Genomic DNA, 21124 nt, shown 5'->3' with positions numbered 1-21124 from the left:
TATGTCTTTGAAAAATACTTATAAAAATTATGGCCTGCTTGGATTGTTATTGGTCAGTTTGAGCTTGTTTTTAATCCCTCATTCTTATGTCGAATTGATCTATGGCAAGGGGATATTTTCTATTATTAGGTTGATAATCAGCCCTTTAGTTTGGTTGCCATTTCCATTAATCTATTTCTTAACCTTAGGAGTAGTGATTATGGTCTTAAGGTTATTTTTTATCAGAAGGCCACTTTTGTCAAAAATTAAACGCCTTGCTATTGGACTGTCGACTTTTATATTACTTTTTTATTGGCTGTGGGCCTATAACTATCGAAGAATAGATTTTGATTCGAGGTACCCGTTGATCCCCACAGCCGCTTTAGATAGTACCTCTTTATTAGAAGAACTTCAATCCGCTACCGATGAAATGCTCCTGTCCAGACCTTTAAACCCATCGACGGTGTATAGGGCAGCTCAGTTAGAGGACATGATCAGGCCTTATGTAAAGGATGCCACGCAACAATTTGGATACATGACGGCGGGATTGGTTCGGGTAAAAGAATTGTTACCAGCGGGCATATTACTAAGAATCAAAACTGCGGGATTCTATCTGCCTTATGTAGGCGAAGCTTATATCGATGCAGGTTTGCATCCACTGCAAAAACCATTTACCATGGCCCATGAGATGAGTCATGGATTTGGTGTGACTGATGAAGGTGCTTGTAATTTCCTCGCTTATTTAGCCACCTTTCATCATCCTGATTCGAGCATTCGATATAGTGCTGCTATGGGATATTACAGATACGTGGCTGGCGAATATCGATGGAGATATCCCAATCATTATAGTGAGTTAAGAGCTGCTTTGCCAGCAACCATTCAGCATGATTTGGATGATATAAATCGACAAATGTTGAAATATCCTGATATTTTCCCCAAAGTCAGAGATCAGATTTACAATAAATATCTGACCGTCCAGGGTGTAAAGGAAGGCTTGGCCAGTTATGACAAAATCATTGATTATGTGAGGCAGGCCAGAGCACAGGGACTTTTAGATACTCATTGATTAGGCAGACAGGACAAGATAAGGGCGGTATAAAATGATTTTAAGCTGTCGCCACTAGCACGCACTTGTTGAGGTACTATGCTGTTAGCACTCTGTCCTGGCACTGTATTGATCTCAAGCATAAAGGCTTTCTTTGATTCCGTATCGTAAATAAAATCTATACGCACTACACCTTTGCAGTCAAAAATATGGTACAGTTTCGCGGCTTGTGTTCTGATCAAAGCGGCGATATCTTCAGCTACAGGAGCGGGGGTGATTTCTTCAGCCATTCCGGTGGTATACTTGGCTTCATAATCAAAAAAATCTTTTTTACTGCGAATTTCTGTGATGGGCAGCGTGATGATATCATGATTCCGTTTATAAACCCCTATGGTAAGCTCGGTACCAGATATAAACTCTTCTATCAAAATCTGTGCATCCTCTTTAAATGCTTTTTGGATGGCATCGGCCAACGTGGATGCATTTGAAACTTTGCTCATACCGATACTGGAACCTCCGTTATTAGGTTTTACGAATACAGGCAATGTAAGTTGTGATAATATATCTTCAATGTCTAACTGATCCTCTTTAAAAAAATGCAGAGATTTGGCAACAGGTATTCCCGAAAAGGCTGCCACAGCTACGGTGTATCGCTTATTGAAAGTAATACTGGATGAGGCCACACTACAAGCGGTGTAAGGCAGGCCTAATAGATCAAAATATCCCTGAAGTTTGCCATCCTCGCCCGGTGTGCCATGAATGCCACAAAGTACGGCGTCAAAGGTGACTTTTCGACCATCATGAGTGATGCTAAAATCGTTTTTATCCACTGGCAAAAATGAATCGGGATTTGGGTTGTAAAACCAACCATCGTGTCGGATATCAATTCTGTACAAGTCAAATAAATCCTGATCTACATTAGCTTCAATCGTCTTGGCACTCTCATAAGAAATAACTGACTCCCCGGATAAGCCTCCAGTTACGAAGGCGATTTGTTTCTTCATGGTGCAAATTTAAGATTAAGTCCACTTAATGAAACCGCAAAATGATCAATCCAGGTGCAATTTGGGCAATATTCTTTCGACTTCCTGATGCAGTCTGTGTATAGCCAGCGGGATATTCCAATTTGATTTATTTCTAGGTTCGACCAGGTTAGATATAGCCCTGATTTGGAGACAAGGAATGCCAGCAGTCATGCAAGCTGCGAAAAAGGGCGCACCTTCCATTGATTCTATCTCTGCAGGATATTTCGAGATGACTTTGTCGATGGATTGTCGATTTCCATGGGTGGTATTGACAGTAATAGCCGTGACTACCGGCAGATCCAGCTGGCTGATCAACTGATCTTCAGGCTGGATCCAGAGTCGATCAAATGCATTTTGAGTATCGAGTGCTAAGGCTTCTGTAATATGCACAAATCGATCATGGTCTTCTACTCCCAAATCTGCAAAACAATCTTTTTGGACAGCTACTACGCTCCCAATCTCAAGGTCTGGATTGAAAGTCCCGGCTATACCAATTTGCAGGCAAAGATCTACCGAAGTATTTGCCAGAAAAGCCCCTAAAGTAAAAGCTGTATGAGCTATACCGATACCCGTGATGACACGATCTACTTCTGATCCAGGGAAAGCGGAATGAAACATCTCCATCGGCGTAGCGGCACAGAGTAATATTTTCATTGAGTGGGCAGCGCATTATCTTTAAAAAAATATCGAAGGCCCAACGAAGGACTTACCCCCAAATGCTGGTAAAAAATCGTAGAAATATCAATATCCAATCTCTTTGATACGCGGGTACCGACTCCAAAACAAAAAGAAGCAGGTCCATTAGTCACTCCTGCACGAAGTGCAAGTTCTGGAATCAATTGATATTCTGTAGCAAATTTGAGATAGGCGTCGAAGTCGCCCTCTTTTTCGACTTCAACATACAGCCGCACCAGATCAGACAATTCATATCTCATTCCTGCCAACCAAATGGGAGCCTGATACTGTCCTTGATCTGCCTCACCAGTTAGTGGGTGAAAATAACTGAATGCAAAACCAACTTTCTTGAAATCATATTGAGTGCCAACTGGTACCACACCGATAGAAAAAGGATCCCGCTGGCTGGTATGATACGAGATATATTCTAAAGAGGAACCGATGGACCACTGGTCTGATAATTTCCTGCCATAACCAATCTTATAGACTTGCTGATTGTATTCTGGTACTCCGTAAAATTCACCTCCAAATCCTAATCCTCCGATATTTTTTATTGGCAGTACACACAGAAAAGAAGATCCATGAATTCCGGTCCCAATAATTCTACTTTCCCCAAACAAAGAAACTGAGGGAAGCGTGATTTGACCTAATGCCGCAGCATTGCTTACAGCTGCATCTACTCCTTTCAACGCCACGCTTTGGTTGGAGAGTGCGTTGCTTCGTGCTCCTTTGATCTGATTATAAGGGCCTTGAGCATAGGAGGCAGAAATATTGAAGCCAACAAAGTAAGCCAATATGGTTAAGCACGCATATCCTGAATACAGGTTCATAAAGACATAAAAATATTTCTTTTGGGTCAAACTTTAATTTATGTTTTTGGATGAAACAATGTTTTCGGATGAATTTGTCATTTGAACCTATTTTTAAGCTCAAATTGTACAAGGTTATCAATGGCGAAATTTAATTCCAATCACTCAAGTCGATCCAGATCGAAGGGAGGCTTTTACATCATAAGATTATTGGTGTATGGGATAGTCCTGATGCTATTGCTTTGGAAACTATTACAATTCGTTAAAAATTATCATGCGACACCTTCCGGAGAACCCGAAGGAAGTACACAAACACAAACGCCCCTTGTTCCACCCAGTGAATGGAATGACACGGTAGATATAACTCCCAATCTACCTAATGTGAATGGCAATAATCAATTAATAAGTCATAAATATTATACGCTGTCCTATTCTGAAAACCATGAAGAAGCTGAGTGGGTAGCTTACTCACTGACCAGAGATCAGCTCAATGCTCCAAAACAAAATAGATTTGACTATTTTGCTCAGGATCTTTCCATCCCCACACGATCTGCTTTGCATAGAGATTATACTGGATCAGGCTATACCCGGGGGCATCTGGCTCCGGCAGCGGATATGAGTTTTGATCCAACAGCTGCAGAAGAGTGCTTTTATATGAGCAATATTTCGCCCCAGGAAAAATACTTTAACCAGGGTATTTGGAGAGAGCTCGAGGAATGCGTCCGTGATTGGTCCAGGAAAAACATGAAACTCTATATAGTGACAGGTCCAATATTGTCCACTGGTATCGTTAAAAAAATAGGCAATAGCCGTGTCAGTGTACCATCGTTATTTTATAAAGTACTGTTAGACCTGGAGGGTCCCGAAATGAAGGGCATAGGATTCATTGTGCCGAATGCATCCAGTGATCAACCCCTCGAAAATTATATGACCACCATAGACAGTGTAGAAAATCTGTCTGGAATAAATTTTTTTAATGCAGTCAGTAAAAATAAGCTGATCGAATCCTTAGAGCAAAAGGTGGACAAATCCCTATGGAAGGTAGATCAGAACAGATATCGCCGTCGAGTAGAGGATTGGAATAAAAGGGAATGAGTTGATTCGTTCATTCCCTTCTTATGAAATTCAGGCGATTTAGGTTTAGACTTTGATACTTTTTCTTTAACTACCACTTCAAGCGTAGGCGTTGCTGTGGTTTTTTGGTCTTACAGTAATTTTTAGGCTCGGCTTTTTGGGCTATTGCTTTTATTGCCTTGGGTTATTGGGGAGCTTAGCCTTAGGAGCAGCTTTTTTGGCTATAGATATTGCTACCTTGGGCTTTTCAGCAGCTTTAACTTTAGGCGCAGCATTTTTAGCAATGGCTTTGACTGCTTTAGGTTTGACCTTGATTTGGAGGCAGGATTGGCGGCAGACTCAGCTTTGGATTTTTTAGCAAGGTCTGCGCGATGAGCGCTCTCCTAGGTTTGGATGTCCTTAAACTTACCGTCTGAATATCATGGAACATGCAGTTTTTTACATGTCGAAGTTCGATTTGTTGTTCTTTTGGTTGCCATTATCTTTTAATGGTTTATGTAAAAAAAACAAAAATCTTGAGCTAAAAGGTATTTTTTTAATATTTCCATATTAGCGGTGTGTATGTTAAATGATAATTGGGTTGTTGGATTATTTTTTATCTAAGTTTGCAGCGTCAAAATCTAACATTTTATGTCAAATCAATTGGATGAATTTCTAGAAACCATCAAGTCAGGATACACCTTCGATGGTGAGACCATGATACTTGGGGCATCGATGTATAATAAAGAGGCGATTAAAGACTCCTTTGTCAGGCTGCCGCTTAAGATGATGAACCGACATGGATTGATCGCTGGTGCCACGGGTACCGGCAAAACTAAAACCCTGCAATTGCTAGCAGAAAATTTATCTGCTCATGGTGTGCCATGTCTGTTGATGGATATTAAAGGTGATTTGAGCGGCATTGCCACGGAAGGGATGACAAATTCAAAAATAGAAGCACGAAGTACGCTCATTGGAATGCCATTCATACCATCCCATTCACCCGTGGAGTTTTTAAGTTTATCTTCTGAAAAAGGCATACAATTAAGAGCTACTGTTTCAGAATTTGGTCCAGTATTATTTTCCAAAATATTGGGTCTCAATGAAACGCAAGGTGGAGTCATGGCCTTGATCTTTAAATATTGCGATGATCAGAATCTTCCTCTGCTAGATCTGGATGATGTAAAAAAAGTATTGACTTTCCTTTCAAATGAAGGAAAAGCGGATATCGAAAAGGAATATGGCCGAATCTCCACCGCCAGCGTAGGCACGATCATCAGAAATATTATTGAATTGGAACAACAGGGAGCTGAGCAGTTTTTTGGCGAACGATCTTTTGATGTCAATGATTTAGTGAGGTTTGATGAAAAGGGTAGAGGTATGGTCTCCATTCTCAGGCTGACGGACATACAAAACAAACCCAAACTCTTTTCAAGTTTCATGCTTCAGATGTTAGCAGAAGTATATGCCTCCTTTCCTGAAGAAGGTGATTTAGAAAAACCTAAACTTTGTTTATTTATAGATGAAGCTCATTTGATCTTTGACGAAGCTTCCGATGTATTGCTGGACCAGATAGAAACGATGATCAAACTGATTAGATCTAAAGGAGTAGGCATCTTTTTTATAACTCAAAGCCCCAGGGATATACCTGCATCTGTGCTCAGTCAGCTGGGATTAAAAGTTCAACATGCACTGAGAGCATTTACGGCGGCAGATCGAAAAGCTATCAAGCAGGCAGCCGAAAACTATCCTCTGACAGATTTTTACGATATAGATCAGCTGATCACCGAGCTGGGTATTGGGGAAGCTTTTGTTACCACCCTTAACGAAAAGGGAATCCCAACTCCCCTGGTTCAGGTAATGCTTCGACCACCTGCTTCCAGAATGGATGTTTTGACTAATGAAGAAATTGATCGTATCGTCAGCAGATCTGAAAAAGTGGGGTATTATAACGAAAAGATCAATAGAGAAAGTGCTTATGAAATACTAACTGCCATATTGAACGAAGCTGGCGATGAAGATCAACGCAATAAAATGCAAAAGCAACGCCAACGGGAGCGTCCTGAAAAAAGTACCATGGAGAAGATTATGGACAGTACAGTGACCCGACAGGTAGGAAGGACAGTCGCCAGAGAGCTCACAAGAGGATTGTTAGGGGTATTGGGTGTAAGAACCACTGCAAGGAAAAAGGCAAAATCGACTGGATTTAAATGGTTCTAAGGCAGAAATAGAAAGGTCAATTCTTTTTTTTGACAGTCTCAATATCCTTGTTTTCAAAAGGATTAGGCATATTCGCCCTTGGTTTGGTATTAGAGGGTTTGTAATGTTGTACAAACTCATTCCAGGGAGTGGTCTTATACATGTCATTGGCAAAATAAAACATGATGCGTTCCAATTCATCCACTGTCTGATAACCAGAGATGGGTTGGATGATTTGGTTGGCTTCATCCAGAAAAACAAGGGTGGGTACACCTAAATCTCCCATACTTAAAGCTATCGCCAATTCATGATATCCACTTTTGTCCAGCTTAAAAAGCTGATCATTAAAAACGACATCTTTTTTATGTTGAGCATTAAATCGAATTGGATAAAAATTTTCGTTGAGGTAGTGTGAAATAAATTCATTTTGAAAGGTCGAGAGATCCATCTTTTTACACCATCCACAATTATCGGTATACAAGTCTACCATGATTTTCTTAGGACTCTTTTCCGTTTTTTCCGATTGTTCTGCCTGTTCAAAACTGAGCCATTTGATCTTAGGGGAATACAGATTTTGACCAAACACGGAAAGACTTCCCATGGTAAAGACTGCAAGCAAAGAGAGATAAATTGGTTGACTTATTCTTCTTATCATACTTTATTCAAAAGATCGATATTCAAAAATACTACCATATCAACAAATCGAGCCTCGTAAATGGTATATTCCAATCATATTTAAAACAACTTTAACGAATATGTGAAATATGACCCATATTTAACTGGTACTCATAGGATTTTCTATTTAAAAAATGAATATAAGGATCTTTTTTTTATTCGATTGGAAGGTCAATAATTGGTCTGTAAACCTCCAGGCAGTCATCATGGATGTAAAACCGATTAGTAAGAATACCATTGAAGTGGGGAGGCTTGGTTCCTGACCCTATGGTTTTAACTCCAGTAGTTTGCCACAGCTCATCCCAGGTATGGAGATCAATAAATGATTGCAAGGTGCGCGCACCACCTTCTACCAATAAGGAACCGATACCTTCCATATATAGCCAGGTCAGTAGTTTTCTGATATCGTCAATCCAGGGGATCACCCTCACATTGGAGGGATAGGAGTGGTTTGTTTTATTAGTTATCAACCAGGTTGGAAGACCATCTGACAATACGTGAAAATGATCAGGAATTCTGCCAGATTGATCCAGAACGATTCTAATCGGGCTTTTGCCATAATACAACCTATTGGTCAATCGTGGATTGTCTATCAAGGCTGTATTGGTACCAATTAAAATAGCTTCTACCTGATGTCGGATCTTATGGACCAGGTATCTGGACCAAAGATTAGATATCTGCACCTGACCTTCAGAATTGCCAATGAAATGATCGATACTTTTAGCAAATTTAAGGATGACATATGGTCGACCTTCATTGATGTTTTTGAAAAATACTTTATTGAGATCGATAGCCTCGGATTGGAGAGAAGACAGGATGACTTCTACTCCATGTGCACGTAGCCTCCGGATGCCTTCACCATTGACTTTTGGGTTTGGGTCCAGGCATCCGACGACCACCTTTTTAATGCCCTGATTTATGATCTCGTCAGCGCAAGGTGGTGTTTTGCCATGATGGCTGCAAGGTTCAAGATTGACATACAATGTGCTTTGAGGGATTAAATCCCGATCCTTAAAATCTACTGACTTGAGTGCTTGAATTTCCCCATGATCCTGGCCATAAGTCCGATGGTATCCTTCTCCAATGATTCGATCACCATGTACGATGATAGCACCGACCAAAGGATTTTTAAGGGTAAACCCTAATCCCAACCTGGCCAGTTGAAAGCATCTGTTCATAAAAGCGGCTTCATTCATAATGCCTCTACTGGGTACCACGAATGAATGAGCTGTAGTACCTGGTCTATTTCTTCAAAGGTATTGAGATGCGAAAAAGAAAATCGAATCGTCTTTCTATCCAAAGGATGATTGATGCCCTGTAGCACGTGAGAAGCAGCTTCTGCACCTGATGAACAGGCGCTGCCCCCGGAAGCACTGACCCCTGCCATATCCAGTTGCATTAATAATAATTCTGATTTGGGACCTGCAGGAAAGGATACACTTAATACGGTGTAAAGCGATAAATCGGGGGGGCCATTAAACCTTATGTCAGGATGCAGGCCGGCTAGTTGATTTTTAAAATAAGTTTTTAACGATTGAATGTACCTCGATCGGCTATCTAGTTCATGGATCGCTGTATCTAGAGCTGTAGCAAGGCCTATAATATTATGAATCGCCTCGGTGCCCCCGCGCATATTTCTCTCCTGTCCTCCTCCATCCAGCAGCGGTTTAATGTGTACCCCTTGCCTTATATAAAGTATACCTACACCTTTAGGTCCATGAAACTTGTGAGCACTTGCTGATAAAAAATGTACTTTAATATTTTGTAGATCTAATGGCAGGTGGCCCACAGTCTGGACAGCGTCTGTATGCATATAAGCACCATATTTTTCTGCGATATCAGCTATCTGGACAATGTCATTGATGGTTCCGATTTCATTATTGGCATGCATGATACTCACCAATGTTTTTTCGGGTGAGTTTTTTAAAAAATCCTCCAGTTGCGCCAATTCTATTTGTCCAAATTCGTCGAGCGAAAGGTAGATTGCCTGGACACCACTTTTCTGCAAAGCAGAAACACTGTGAGTAATAGCGTGGTGTTCAATACTGGTAGTAATGATGCGGGTGATACCCAGATCTCGGACAGCGCATTTGAGAGCAGTATTGTTTGACTCTGTTCCACCTGAGGTAAAAAATATCTCCCCAATGGATGCATTAAAGTGGCGGGCTATTTTTTTTCTTGATTCTTCTATTTTAGATCTGGCAGTCCTGCCTTCAGCATGGATCGAAGAGGGATTTCCATAAAAGTCGGACATCGCTTTTTGCACAGCATCTAAAACTTCTGGGGTCATTGGGGTAGAAGCGGCATTGTCCAGGTATATTCTTTTCATACTGTAGTAATTTAAATTTTATTCACTCCTTGAGTTCTTGTTGAATCTGGCGAATATCGTTAATTATTTTTTTTGCCAGATTGTCAGCTACTACTTTGCTATTGCTTTCTGCATAAATTCTAATGATTGGTTCAGTATTGGACTGCCTGAGATGAATCCAATCCTGGCCGATATCTATTCGGACTCCGTCCTCCGTATTGACCGGATGCTGGCTATATTTTTCTTTCAATCGTGCTAAAATAGTGTCCATATCCTTTTTATAGGTCAATTCAATTTTGTTTTTAGAGATTTCGTAGTTAGGATACTCCGATCTGAGGAAACTACATGTTTTTCCATATTCTGCAAGGTGGGTCAAAAATAAAGCGATGCCTACCATTGCATCTCTGCCATAATGTAGTGCAGGATAAATAATGCCTCCATTGCCCTCACCACCTATGACTGCTTCCACTTGTTTCATTTTTTCAACCACATTGACTTCGCCTACAGCAGATGGAAAATACTGACCTCCGTGTTTGAGGGTGATGTCCTTTAAAGCCTGGGTCGAAGACAAGTTGGATACGGTGTTACCTTTCTGTTTTGAGGTGATATAATCAGCTACGGCCACCAGCGTGTATTCTTCCCCAAACGGTTCGCCGTCCTCACATACAAATGCGAGCCTATCGACATCTGGATCTACAACTATGCCCAGGTTGGCTTTGTGTTTTAAGACAGCTTTGGACAAGGATGCAAGATGTTCGGGCAGGGGTTCGGGGTTATGAGCAAATGAGCCATTAATCTCTCCATTGATCAGAATACATTCACATCCAAGTTTTTCGAGTAGGGGCGGTACGGCAATGGACCCGGTGCTGTTAATGGCATCTACTACGATGACAAACTTTTTGGATTTTACCAACGCGGTATCAACCAATGGAAGTTTAAGTATAGCTTGGATATGTCCTGCTATCGAGTCTTTGAGGGGGATTATAGACCCAATGTGGTCAGATACCACATATTCAATAGGGTTTGAACTTAATCTTAATACTTCCTGCCCAGTAGCATTATCGATGAATTCACCCTCACCATTCATAAATTTAAGGGCATTCCATTCCATGGGATTATGACTGGCAGTCACCATCACCCCTCCATGAGCTTTTTGGTGCATGATCGCCATTGCCAGAGAAGGAGTCGTAGTGAGGTCTGCGTCCAATACATTTATACCCATAGCTATGAGTGTGGCATTGACCAAAGATTGCACCATCAGCCCGGAATTGCGACCGTCGCGGCCTGTAATGATAGTAGCACTGGCATATCTCGATTTAATAATTTGGGCAAACCCCGCTGTAAAGGCTACGATATCATTTGGTGTTAGATTTTCGCCTGATTTGCCACCAAGCGTACCCCTGATGCCGGAAATTGATTTGATTAAGGTCAAAACGTTTGTATTTAAAAGTAATTGCAAAATTAGAACTTTATCCATTAATCAATCATAACAAGCTTTACTCAAACAGGTCAATTCAAGTTTGACGCATTAGGGTGGTGCATATCGGTGCATTATCTTTGATGTCTTGCATATACCACAAGACATATGGACGAAGGTCAGTAGCATTATTTTATGGGTGTTTTTGCTATTCACCCCATATTCTATAGCCATTCACTCTATTAGCCTTGGATTGATGGTGCTGGTGATCTGCGGTTGGTATGGGTATAATCACACATGGCTTCAGTCGATCAGGATGGACGCCGTTTTGACCTGGTGTCTGATCCCCATCGCATATTTGCTCTCTTTGTTTTATACCCATGACTTTATGCGCGGCTGGCATCAATGGACTAATATGACCCCATTGTTGATCTTGCCATTATTTTTTAAATTTCTAATTAGAGAGGAAGAAAAACCCAAATTAATCATCGGCTTTGCTATAGCGTGCAGTACATCTGTCCTTTTACATTTTTGGGCCCATCATGGACTGCATTTATTCTCTTGGCATTCTACCTCTCCGCTGACCCTCTTTTACACAGCGAGTAAAAATGCCTGGATATGGTGGTCGGCATTGGTCCTGCTGATCTTATATAAAAGAACCTGGTTACATATCATACTCATGCTTATTTTAGGGATTGGGCTAATGTATCTCGGCTATCTCAGCTTGCTGATTTCTGCCGGCATATGGTATATCATCTCTGACCGAAAAAGGCTGGGTGCAGGTCCAAATGATCTTTGGGTCAAGCTTGGAGTTTTTCTACCAACAATTTTTTTTAGTGCCTGGGTTTTGTTTGATGCATCACATTCCACTTTGTTAATGTGGTATGAGACCGGATTAAGTTTTTATACCAAATCAAATATGCCTTTGATGGCCGAAGCATACTTTCAGGATGCCCATTTTTCTATAAACCAATGGTGGATGCATCCTTTTAACGGCGTCGGTTTGGGAGATTATATCCATGCCATGTGGAATGAATATAATACCCATGGTCTGCAGGTGCCAGATAGTCCAGCTCAAGGTTTTTTGCATTTCGCAGTAAGTTGTGGCATGATAGCGGTGGTGGCTTTGGTGATGATTTACAAATCGTATAATGATCATCACAAAACGGCCTTGCCATTAGCGATTTTTTTAATTCTACACTTTGTAGTTTTTGTGCCTTTGATATCAACAATCAGTGCGGCTGTGCTTTTACTTCCAATTTTATTGTCACCTTCCTTTCAAACTGAACCTGTGACATGAACGCTGAAAAAAAACATCAATATTTCTTCATGCTTGGACATGTGGTCCTGTTGTTGGGACTTTTGTGTTCGAAAGCGATGATCAGTATAGGATCTGTGTTCATCATTGGTTCGGCAGTATGGCAGATAGTCCTTAATCCAGGTCTGATAGCATCTCCTCCAAAACCGATTGTAGGGTTTTTACTGCTTTTTTTTATTCCATTTTTATCTTTTTTCTGGTCTGAAAACATGCATGACTGGCTGGAGGTGGTGCTCAATAAAGTGATGCTTCCAGCACTTGCCTGGTCCTATTGGCTTGCTCCCAAATTGGACAAAAGGGAATATTTCTGGTTGAGTGTAACCAATATTGGTTTGGTATTGGCAGGTACCGTATATAGTATCGGGCATTACCTATTTAGTGCTGACTACGTGAACGAGAGTTATCTCAGAGCAAAGACGCTCAAAGTAATGTATTTAGATGACCACCTGCATTTTAGTCTTTGGATCATTATCACACTAGGGCTGATGCTCTATGATTGGCAGGTATTAATATCGTATTGGAGAAAATATAGCAAGTTTGTTTTTGGGGCAATTGCGCTTTGGTTTATGCTATTTCTTCATGTATTGGGAGCAAAGACCGGCTTGATTTTATTATATGCCGGTTTGTTTTATTTGTTTTTTCAAAAAGGAATAGGCAAAATTTCAAGTTTTTATAAAATTATGATCCTTCCGCTGACCTTGGGTCTATTATTCCTTTCCTATATTTTTATACCAACTTTTAAAAACAGGTTGCATTATACGCTGTATGATTTTAATCAGTATGCACAAGGAAGTTTTATCAATGGACTGACAGATGGAGCCAGGGTGTTGTCATGGAAAGCAGGAGCTGAGATCGCCCATACTCATCCTATTCTGGGGGTTGGTTTTGGAGATTTACATGATGTGTTTGATGATTGGCACGAGACTCACTCAGCTCACCTGGAGACTTATAATTGGCTACAACCTTCTAACGAATGGCTGATGTACTGGTGTGGGAGCGGTTGGCTGGGCATGATCTTATTAAGCATTGGTCTCTGGTGGATTTATAGATATTCTGGAATGAAAGATGACCGAGTATTTGCATACTTATTTTTAGCTCAAGTACTTATGATGTGGTATGAAGTCAACCTTTCCAATCAAATGGGTATCACTTTGTTTGTTTTTTCATGGAGTTGGCTTCAACTGGGCAATCGTGCCAAACTTTTTGAATCTGATAGTATTGGATAATCCTTGCCTCGTATTGGATAAAAAAAAAGCCAATCCTTGTCAAAAAAAGTTAAGGACCAATCTATTCAAAGTTTAATTTTTTCGCCTGGTTCCAAAGCATATTCATCTCATCCAGAGTCATGTCTGAAAGAGGCTTGGTTGCCTGCTGTTCAATATATTCAAAACGAAATTTAAATTTTTTATTGACTCTTTCCAGGGCAGTCTCGGCTTCCACACCTATGAATCTTCCGTAATTAATAAGGGCAAATAGTACATCTCCAAATTCTTCTTCTATATGATCTTGATTGTCAGGATCTTGGAGGCTAGATTTTAGTTCTTCAATCTCTTCTTCTACTTTGGCCCAGACCTGATCAGCGTGTTCCCATTCAAAACCAACCTGCTTGGTCTTCTCTTGCATTCGGTAAGCTTTGACCATAGCCGGTAGGGAAATAGGCACACCACCTAGCACAGACTTTTTATGCTGCCCGGCTAATCCTTTTGATGACTTAGTTTCTGTCAGTTTGAGTTTTTCCCAGTTTTGTTTGACTTCCTGATCGTCTGCCACTACGATATCTCCATATACATGCGGGTGACGGTGAATCAGCTTTTCGCACACGCCTTGAATAGCCTCGCTCAGCGTAAATTCATTTTGTTCAGCAGCTATTCGAGCATAAAACACCAGGTGAAGCATCACATCACCGATTTCTTCTTTGATGCCTTCATAATCAGAGTCCATGATCGCATCGGCCAACTCATAGGTCTCTTCAATGGTGAGGTTGCGGAGAGTGTGGATAGTCTGTTTTTTATCCCAGGGGCATTTTTCTCTGAGATCGTTCATGATCCCGACCAATCGCATAAAAGCTGCACTAGTATCAGTACCTGTATTCATCTTCTTTAATTCACTTATCTTTGTGTGAAGTTAAAGATCTTATACCATGTCACAATTTTTTTACACACTGACTATCATCTTTGGATGTTTCTTTTTGTCAATTATGTTGATCAATCTTCGCTACTGGATGATTGGAAAAGAATTCAGAGGTACTTGTGCCAATGCAAGCTCCCAGCTAAAAAGTCAAATTGGTGAATGTGTGGTTTGTGGTAGAAAGCCTGGAGAAGATTGTGCTGCGCCGGCTACCCATTAAGGCCGAAATCAAAGTCTCAAATCTTTCGGCCAATCATTTTGGCAAAACCATAAAGACACAAACAGAGCAAGGAGGCTCCAAATATAATCGTGAGTATCAGCATTTTTAGTTATCGGTTGGTATAAATAAATTGGTAGGCCAAATATCGAAAAACAAGCTTAACATTCCTATAATTTCTTAAAAAAGAATGCATTTTTTTTAGAATTATTTATTGAGCGCTGATGCAGAGCTTATTTCTAACAATTAAAAATTTAGTCTAAGTTGATTATTTTAAAAAAATCCTTTATGAGATTATTCCATAGACCGGTGTGGTGCATCATTATACTTTTTAATTCCTGGGCAAGCCTGGGTCAAACAGTTACTGCTCCAGTTGAGTCTTTTCAAAAAATTGATACGCTGATACCCATGCGCGATGGCAAGATGCTTTATACTGTAATCTACATACCCAGGGATACCAATCAGTCTTATCCGATCCTCATGCAGCGCACTCCTTACTCTGCCGGACCTTATGGAAACCAAAATTATCCAGCTTCTCCAGGGTCAAACCATAAACTACTCTATTCTGGATATATTCTTGTATTTCAGGATGTTAGAGGTAGGTATATGAGTGAGGGCGTTCATCTTGAAGTCACTCCGCACCTTCAGATGAAGACTTCAGGCCAAATGGTAGATGAAAGTTCAGACACTTATGACACGATAGAATTTCTCTTAAAGATGCTTAAGAATCACAACGGCAGAGTGGGATTGAGAGGCATTTCTTACCCTGGATTTTATGCCTCGGCAGCACTGCCTCAAGCTCATCCGGCCTTGAAAGCAGTAAGCCCCCAGGCACCTGTCACAGACGAATTCATCGGTGACGATGTCAATCACAATGGTGCTTTTTTCCTGATGGATAATTTTTCATTTATGAATTATTTTGGTGCTCCGCGCTCAGGACCTGTGATGGATTATACAAAACCGGTATTTGACACCACCTTTGATGATGCTTACCGCTTTTTTCTGGAATTAGGGCCTTTGAGTAATACCCAGACTAAATCATTGTTTGACCATAAAAGTTATATCTGGGACGAATACCTGGCCCATGACACCAATGACGATTATTGGCAAGCCCGGAATATCAGGCCTTTTCTAAAAAATATTACTATTCCAACCTTAGTGGTAGGGGGGTGGTTTGATGCAGAAGATTGTTTTGGTACCCTTAAAACCTATCAAGCAATAGAAACCCAGAGTAGTGGCAATTCCAATTTTTTAGTGGTTGGCCCGTGGACCCATGGAGCCTGGGCCAGTAAAGAATGGAGTCATTGGGGACCATATCGTTTTGATCAAAACACGAGCATTTATTTTCAAGATTCGATAGAGACCCCATTTTTTGATCATTTTTTAAAAGACAAAGGACGATATGGAATGCCGGAAGCCAAAGTATTTGAGACAGGAAGCAATCTATGGAAGTCTTATAATCATTGGCCACCGATGGAGTTGAATCAAAAATCATATTATCTGACTAAAGAAGGAACGTTATCTGGGGTAAAAAGTAAGAAAAACAAAGCGTATCAATCGTATATCAGCGACCCAACTCATCCGGTGCCATACTCCTCCAAGACGGATGAGCATAGAAATAATCTTTATATGGTTGAGGATCAGCGTTTTGCCTCCTCCAGGCCTGATGTATTGTCCTGGACATCTGAACCCCTGGACCGGAATATGTTGTGCTCAGGTCCTGTCTCTGCCGAGATATGGGTCTCTACTTCGGGCACCGATATGGACTTGGTAGTGAAAGTCATCGATGAGGTACCCAAAGATGCCGGTGAAAATGCTGGTGCTCAACTATTGGTACGTGCGGAGGTCATCCGAGGAAAATTTCGAAATGATTATGTTCATCCTGAACCTTTCAAACCCAATATAGCTTCGTTGATTAAGTATACACTACCTGATATCAACCATTTGTTTAAAAAAGGTCATAAGGTGATGATCCAGGTGCAAAGTAGTTGGTTTCCTTTGGTTGATCGCAACCCTCACCAGTTTATAAATATTCCAACTGCGCAGGCGAGTGATTATAAAAAAGCAGAGATCAGGATATACAGTGATAAGAAGCATCCTTCAAAAATTGAGATGGGAGAGGTTAAATAGGGGTTAGCTACTACTCTTCATTTAAAAACTTCGCTTTATACTCAGCTGTTTCTGCAATTAAGTTGGCTACTAATCCTGTCCAGCCTGTCTGGTGTGAGGCCCCTAACCCTTGACCAGAATCACCATGAAAGTACTCATAGAAATGGTAATAATCCTTCATATCCGGATGCTTGTCAAAGATCCTGGACTCAGCATTATATGGTTTTTCATCATCATCGTTTTTACGAAATATATCTATGAGCTTTTGAGAAATTCTATAAGCAGCCTCTCTGATAGTGACGATGTGGCCAGAACCAGCCGGATACTCTACTTCGTAGGCATCCCCGTAATAATAAGAGTATTGATGCAAGCTGTCTATGATCAGGTAATTTATGGGAAACCAAATCGGTCCTCTCCAGTTTGAATTGCCCCCCATCATGGTAAGATCGGATTCACCCGGGGTATAAGTCACAGTCAGCCTTTGCCCCTGGAGATTGAAATTGTACGGATGGTCAAGATAATGCTTTGAAAGAGAGCGAATACCGTAATCAGACAAAAATTCATTTTGGTCAAACAATCTACTAAAAACCATCCGCATCCTGTGTCCTCGTAATAGGGATAACAAATGCGAATTGCCCTTGCCCTCTTCATGCCACCTTGAAATCAAAGAGGCCAGGTCAGGTCGGTTTTTTAGTATCCACTCCAGTCGTCTCTTGAAATCAGGCAGTTTGGCCAATAATTGGTCGTCGATGACTACCACAGCACACAACGGAATCAGGCCCACCAGGGATCTTAATTTAAGAAACACAGTATTGGATTCAGGAGTGTGAATTTTGTCATAGTAAAACTGATCCTCCTCATCCCAAAGACCCATTCCTTTTTCATCCAGTGGTTTGTTGATAGCGGCAGCGATGTATAAAAAGTGTTCAAAAAACTTAGAAGCCATATCCTGGTAGGCAGAGCGCTCAAGGGAAATTTCACATGCGATTTTAAGCATATTGAGGGTATAGATGGCCATCCAACCGGTAGCATCTGCTTGTTTCAGTTTGATACCAGGCATTTGATCATTGCGGTCGAACACGCCGATATTGTCCAAACCTAAAAAGCCACCACCAAAAATATTGTTTCCATCCTCATCTTTTTGATTGACCCACCAGGTGAAATTGAGGAGCAGTTTGTGGAAAATTCTTTCAAGAAATCTCAAATCACCCACTCCGCCATTTTGCTCTTTCTCGATCTCATATACTTTTAATGCTGCCCATGCATGCACCGGCGGATTTACATCTGAAAAATTCCATTCATAAGCAGGCATCTGGCCATTGGGGTGCATATAATATTCCCTTAGAACCACCGCCAGTTGCCTTTTGGCGAAATCAGGATCTACCATAGCAATAGTCACTGTGTGAAAGGCAAGATCCCAAGCTGCAAACCAGGGATATTCCCACTTATCCGGCATCGAAAGGATATTGGCCATATAAGCATGTTTCCAGGCTTTGTTTCTAACCCAATGGCGCGATTCAAAGTTGTGGGGCATGATTGGATCACCTTCTGACCATTGCTCCACATTAAAATAATAAAACTGCTTGTTCCACATCATGCCGGCAAGGGCCTGCCTTTGGATGTTTTTTTCTTCCTGAGATTGGATCTTTCGCTGAATGGTAGCATAAAATTCATCAGCTTCAGCTATTCGTAATTTAAATATTTCCTCAAACTCCTTAAATGGCGAGTTCAGGTAAATCAGGTCGGTAAATCGTAAACGCACAACGACCGTTTCTTGAGGCTGAAGATTTTTGCGAAAAACTGCTGATGCCTTGGTGCCGGATTTTTTGGGATTGATGCAAGTATCATCCTTTAAAGTGATGTAATCGTTGATCCCATCTTTAGGATATCCATTTTCCGAATCTTGATTAAATACCTTTTTGATATTAGTTTCGTTTTCACAAAATATCAGTTCATCAGCACCATCACAATAAAGATGTAGTCTATCAAAATACATGTGTTGTAAGGAGATCGTTTGGTCTGTCACTGCGTGGAGATTTGGTTTGGCTTTTAGGTCTTCATATCCCCAGGACCAATAGTTTCTAAACCACAGCGTGGGCAAAAACACCAGTGGGGCAGGGGCTTCACTTTTGTTGGTGGCGGTGATTTTGATGCATATATCATTAATATCGCCTTTGGCGTATTCTATATAAATATCAAAGTATTCATTGTTTTTAAACATTTCCGTCTGGTGCATCTCATATTCACTATGGGTGGTATTCCTTGTCTCATTATGCTCGATGAACTCATCGTAAGGAAATTCTTTGGTCGGGTATTTATACAGCATCTTCATGTAAGAATGTGTGGGTGTACTGTCAAGGTAATAATAGACCTCTTTTACATCTTCGCCATGGTTGCCCTGGATATTCGTCAGTCCAAATAACCTTTCTTTTATGATTTTATCTTCATGGTTCCAAAAAGCACACGCAAAACATACGAATTGTTTATTGTCCGAGATGCCTCCGATACCATCTTCGCCCCAGCGATAGGCGCGGGACCTGGCCAGGTCATGGGAAAAGTAATTCCAGGCGTCTCCATGAGCACTATAATCTTCTCTTACTGTACCCCATTGTCTTTCAGATAGATAAGGGCCCCATTTTTTCCAACCTTTATTATCAATTCGTTCTGCGAGTCTTTTTCGTTCTTTAGTATGGTGCATGCCCTGGTGTTTGGTTTGAATGGCGGTAAAATAAACATCTTACATCTTGGTCCCTACATTCAGGGGGTCGCAAAATATCACAAAATTGGACAGAGATATTGGTTTCCAAAGTCACTTAGGAATAATAAAGTTCGTAATCAATTGATTGATAAATAGTTACAATGCGTTCTTTAAAGGGATTGGAGCTTAAAAATCTTATAACTAGGCACAAAGACTTCAAATAGAATTATCGTTCATCTTTAAAATCTTCCACCTCTTCTAAAAGTTTTATCGACTCAGCAACCGGATTCCAACCGGCACCGGAAAATAATAGTTTGAACCAGCTTTTATCTTTGTTTTCGTATTTGATATTGAAAAAAAGCCATAATGCCAGGTAAGTGCCGGAGATAGTTATTAAAATTTGAAGTGTCCATAGTAGAGCATTACCATTTTCAAACATTTGTGAATTCCAATAAAAAATTGTCCAAAATGGAATTTGGAGAAATAGTATACGAGCAATCCAAATAGTACTTGATTTTAATCTGGCCAACTTGTCTTGAGTTGAAATGACCGGAGCGTCAATGTTTACCTCGGAGATAAGTGCCATCTGATAAATATAAATCCCAATGGCTAGCTTATTGAGCAGAGAAACCAAGCCTGCTGAAATCAATAAGAATGGACTTGCAAAATGGAAAAGAACTACAATTAAACTGTCTAGAAATACCACCCATAAGATACCCAGTACAATTGTAAACATTTTGAGAGGTTTCATAGACAGGAGGTGCGACTTTAGTTTTAATTTGGTGATTTCGAAGGTATTCTGCCTATTGATGGCCAGGTTTTCTTCTAACTTTTTGTCATAGGATTTCCAAAGTTGGATTAGGTCTGTGTCTTGCATCTATTATAAAGTTTTAATGGTGGAGAATTTTTCTTTTAGTGCCGCTTTGATTCTATTGATTTTAGTACCTACGTTGGTCTCTGAAATACCCATGATGAGGGCAATGTCTTTGTAACTATTTTCTTCAAGATATAGTATCATTAGTGCTTTATCCAATGGTTTTAACTCTGAGATCGAATGATGTAAATAGTTGATTTTTGCTTCAAGAGTATTAGATGTATTTTCTTCACTCATCCAAAGTATGTCATCCGTTATCGCACCATAAACCTGTTTTCTGCGATTGGCCTTTCTGAAATAGGTTATAGATACGTTTAAAGCAATACGATAGATCCAGGTAGAAAACTTAAAGTGGCTATCGTAACGGTCAAATGATTTCCAGAGCTGAATGATTATTTCCTGCAATAGATCCTTTCTGTCTTCAGCATTTTTGCAATAAGAATTGGTTATTTTAAAAAGGATGCCTTTGTGCGCCTCTATAACTGAAACAAATAATTCGGATTTTTCTGCTGAATGTACCATCAAGTGTATTATGCATTATTATTCGAACCAGGATCCTAAAAATCACAAATATTTGAATAAATTTATTTTTATTC

The 21124-nt window shown here is 40.5% G+C and carries 18 protein-coding genes; 7 read left to right on the top strand and 11 right to left on the bottom strand.

Features of this window, described 5'->3' with window-relative positions:
* Position 1 precedes the first annotated feature (1 nt).
* Entirely contained in the window at positions 2-1045 is a 1044-nt protein-coding gene (locus IPJ09_04665) for a DUF3810 family protein (protein ID MBK7370724.1), read from the top strand.
* On the opposite strand, the gene IPJ09_04660 is transcribed toward IPJ09_04665, so the two are convergent.
* Genes IPJ09_04660 through IPJ09_04650 form a run of 3 tightly spaced genes read right to left on the bottom strand, consistent with a single transcriptional unit; the run spans position 1039 to position 3554 of the window.
* Positions 1039-2028 (bottom strand): D-alanine--D-alanine ligase, encoded by a 990-nt coding sequence (locus IPJ09_04660; GenBank protein MBK7370723.1) that lies wholly within the window; start codon positions 2026-2028, stop codon positions 1039-1041. The two genes, IPJ09_04665 and IPJ09_04660, sit on opposite strands and share 7 nt — an antisense overlap.
* 45 nt (positions 2029-2073) lie before the next feature.
* Positions 2074-2703 (bottom strand): futalosine hydrolase, encoded by a 630-nt coding sequence (gene mqnB, locus IPJ09_04655; protein ID MBK7370722.1) that lies wholly within the window; start codon positions 2701-2703, stop codon positions 2074-2076.
* Positions 2700-3554: a hypothetical protein gene (locus IPJ09_04650; protein ID MBK7370721.1), complete on the bottom strand. Its 855-nt coding sequence runs from the start codon at positions 3552-3554 to the stop codon at positions 2700-2702. Before IPJ09_04650 ends, mqnB begins: the two co-directional genes overlap by 4 nt.
* 120 nt (positions 3555-3674) lie before the next feature.
* Between IPJ09_04650 and IPJ09_04645 the strand changes: the two genes are divergently transcribed.
* Positions 3675-4628: a DNA/RNA non-specific endonuclease gene (locus tag IPJ09_04645; protein ID MBK7370720.1), complete on the top strand. Its 954-nt coding sequence runs from the start codon at positions 3675-3677 to the stop codon at positions 4626-4628.
* A 609-nt stretch (positions 4629-5237) separates the two neighbouring features.
* Positions 5238-6806 (top strand): DUF853 family protein, encoded by a 1569-nt coding sequence (locus IPJ09_04640; protein MBK7370719.1) that lies wholly within the window; start codon positions 5238-5240, stop codon positions 6804-6806.
* 16 nt (positions 6807-6822) lie between these two features.
* Here the strand turns inward: IPJ09_04640 and IPJ09_04635 are convergent, their stop codons facing one another.
* From IPJ09_04635 to glmM, 4 genes are all read right to left on the bottom strand, one after another.
* The gene (locus IPJ09_04635; GenBank protein ID MBK7370718.1) at positions 6823-7440 is read right to left on the bottom strand and encodes a thioredoxin family protein; all 618 of its coding nucleotides are present in this window, start codon (positions 7438-7440) and stop codon (positions 6823-6825) included.
* A gap of 175 nt (positions 7441-7615) precedes the next feature.
* Positions 7616-8638 carry a bifunctional diaminohydroxyphosphoribosylaminopyrimidine deaminase/5-amino-6-(5-phosphoribosylamino)uracil reductase RibD gene (gene ribD, locus IPJ09_04630; protein ID MBK7370717.1) on the bottom strand — a complete coding sequence of 341 codons (1023 nt, stop codon included), beginning with the start codon at positions 8636-8638 and terminating at the stop codon, positions 7616-7618.
* Between the two features lie 14 nt (positions 8639-8652).
* Entirely contained in the window at positions 8653-9789 is a 1137-nt protein-coding gene (locus IPJ09_04625; GenBank protein MBK7370716.1) for a cysteine desulfurase, read from the bottom strand.
* A gap of 22 nt (positions 9790-9811) precedes the next feature.
* A complete protein-coding gene (glmM, locus tag IPJ09_04620) occupies positions 9812-11200 on the bottom strand; it encodes a phosphoglucosamine mutase (protein MBK7370715.1) in 1389 nt (462 codons plus the stop codon).
* A gap of 133 nt (positions 11201-11333) precedes the next feature.
* Here glmM and IPJ09_04615 point away from each other — a divergent pair, with 133 nt between their 5' ends.
* Both IPJ09_04615 and IPJ09_04610 read left to right on the top strand, forming a co-directional pair.
* A complete protein-coding gene (locus tag IPJ09_04615; GenBank protein ID MBK7370714.1) occupies positions 11334-12485 on the top strand; it encodes a hypothetical protein in 1152 nt (383 codons plus the stop codon).
* Positions 12482-13729 carry a hypothetical protein gene (locus tag IPJ09_04610; GenBank protein ID MBK7370713.1) on the top strand — a complete coding sequence of 416 codons (1248 nt, stop codon included), beginning with the start codon at positions 12482-12484 and terminating at the stop codon, positions 13727-13729. Before IPJ09_04615 ends, IPJ09_04610 begins: the two co-directional genes overlap by 4 nt.
* 61 nt (positions 13730-13790) lie before the next feature.
* Here IPJ09_04610 and mazG read toward each other — a convergent pair whose 3' ends face one another.
* Positions 13791-14597, bottom strand: coding sequence for a nucleoside triphosphate pyrophosphohydrolase (mazG, locus tag IPJ09_04605; protein ID MBK7370712.1), 807 nt, complete (start codon positions 14595-14597; stop codon positions 13791-13793).
* A 46-nt stretch (positions 14598-14643) separates the two neighbouring features.
* On the opposite strand from mazG, the gene IPJ09_04600 reads away from it, so the two are divergent.
* Both IPJ09_04600 and IPJ09_04595 read left to right on the top strand, forming a co-directional pair.
* Entirely contained in the window at positions 14644-14850 is a 207-nt protein-coding gene (locus tag IPJ09_04600; GenBank protein MBK7370711.1) for a hypothetical protein, read from the top strand.
* 405 nt (positions 14851-15255) lie between these two features.
* Positions 15256-16977: a CocE/NonD family hydrolase gene (locus IPJ09_04595; GenBank protein ID MBK7370710.1), complete on the top strand. Its 1722-nt coding sequence runs from the start codon at positions 15256-15258 to the stop codon at positions 16975-16977.
* Between the two features lie 10 nt (positions 16978-16987).
* Here IPJ09_04595 and IPJ09_04590 read toward each other — a convergent pair whose 3' ends face one another.
* From IPJ09_04590 to IPJ09_04580, 3 genes are all read right to left on the bottom strand, one after another.
* Positions 16988-19654 carry a glucosidase gene (locus IPJ09_04590; protein ID MBK7370709.1) on the bottom strand — a complete coding sequence of 889 codons (2667 nt, stop codon included), beginning with the start codon at positions 19652-19654 and terminating at the stop codon, positions 16988-16990.
* A gap of 226 nt (positions 19655-19880) precedes the next feature.
* Positions 19881-20531 carry a hypothetical protein gene (locus tag IPJ09_04585; protein MBK7370708.1) on the bottom strand — a complete coding sequence of 217 codons (651 nt, stop codon included), beginning with the start codon at positions 20529-20531 and terminating at the stop codon, positions 19881-19883.
* A gap of 3 nt (positions 20532-20534) precedes the next feature.
* Positions 20535-21050: a sigma-70 family RNA polymerase sigma factor gene (locus tag IPJ09_04580; protein MBK7370707.1), complete on the bottom strand. Its 516-nt coding sequence runs from the start codon at positions 21048-21050 to the stop codon at positions 20535-20537.
* Between the last annotated feature and the right edge of the window lie 74 nt (positions 21051-21124).

Source organism: Saprospiraceae bacterium (genome assembly GCA_016709995.1).
Lineage (GTDB): Bacteria > Bacteroidota > Bacteroidia > Chitinophagales > Saprospiraceae > JADJLQ01.
This window is presented reverse-complemented; position numbering and strand designations above follow the sequence as displayed.

Excerpts from the sequence above, each read along its gene's own strand:
- IPJ09_04650 (MBK7370721.1), bottom strand. The coding sequence starts at position 3,554 with ATGAACCTGTATTCAGGATATGCGTGCTTAACCATATTGGCTTACTTT.
- ribD (MBK7370717.1), bottom strand. The coding sequence starts at position 8,638 with ATGAACAGATGCTTTCAACTGGCCAGGTTGGGATTAGGGTTTACCCTT.
- mazG (MBK7370712.1), bottom strand. The coding sequence starts at position 14,597 with ATGAATACAGGTACTGATACTAGTGCAGCTTTTATGCGATTGGTCGGG.
- IPJ09_04580 (MBK7370707.1), bottom strand. The coding sequence starts at position 21,050 with ATGGTACATTCAGCAGAAAAATCCGAATTATTTGTTTCAGTTATAGAG.
- mqnB (MBK7370722.1), bottom strand. The coding sequence starts at position 2,703 with ATGAAAATATTACTCTGTGCCGCTACGCCGATGGAGATGTTTCATTCC.
- IPJ09_04640 (MBK7370719.1), top strand. The coding sequence starts at position 5,238 with ATGTCAAATCAATTGGATGAATTTCTAGAAACCATCAAGTCAGGATAC.
- IPJ09_04610 (MBK7370713.1), top strand. The coding sequence starts at position 12,482 with ATGAACGCTGAAAAAAAACATCAATATTTCTTCATGCTTGGACATGTG.
- IPJ09_04595 (MBK7370710.1), top strand. The coding sequence starts at position 15,256 with ATGCGCGATGGCAAGATGCTTTATACTGTAATCTACATACCCAGGGAT.
- IPJ09_04585 (MBK7370708.1), bottom strand. The coding sequence starts at position 20,531 with ATGCAAGACACAGACCTAATCCAACTTTGGAAATCCTATGACAAAAAG.
- IPJ09_04590 (MBK7370709.1), bottom strand. The coding sequence starts at position 19,654 with ATGCACCATACTAAAGAACGAAAAAGACTCGCAGAACGAATTGATAAT.
- IPJ09_04660 (MBK7370723.1), bottom strand. The coding sequence starts at position 2,028 with ATGAAGAAACAAATCGCCTTCGTAACTGGAGGCTTATCCGGGGAGTCA.
- IPJ09_04625 (MBK7370716.1), bottom strand. The coding sequence starts at position 9,789 with ATGAAAAGAATATACCTGGACAATGCCGCTTCTACCCCAATGACCCCA.
- IPJ09_04645 (MBK7370720.1), top strand. The coding sequence starts at position 3,675 with ATGGCGAAATTTAATTCCAATCACTCAAGTCGATCCAGATCGAAGGGA.
- IPJ09_04635 (MBK7370718.1), bottom strand. The coding sequence starts at position 7,440 with ATGATAAGAAGAATAAGTCAACCAATTTATCTCTCTTTGCTTGCAGTC.
- IPJ09_04600 (MBK7370711.1), top strand. The coding sequence starts at position 14,644 with ATGTCACAATTTTTTTACACACTGACTATCATCTTTGGATGTTTCTTT.
- IPJ09_04665 (MBK7370724.1), top strand. The coding sequence starts at position 2 with ATGTCTTTGAAAAATACTTATAAAAATTATGGCCTGCTTGGATTGTTA.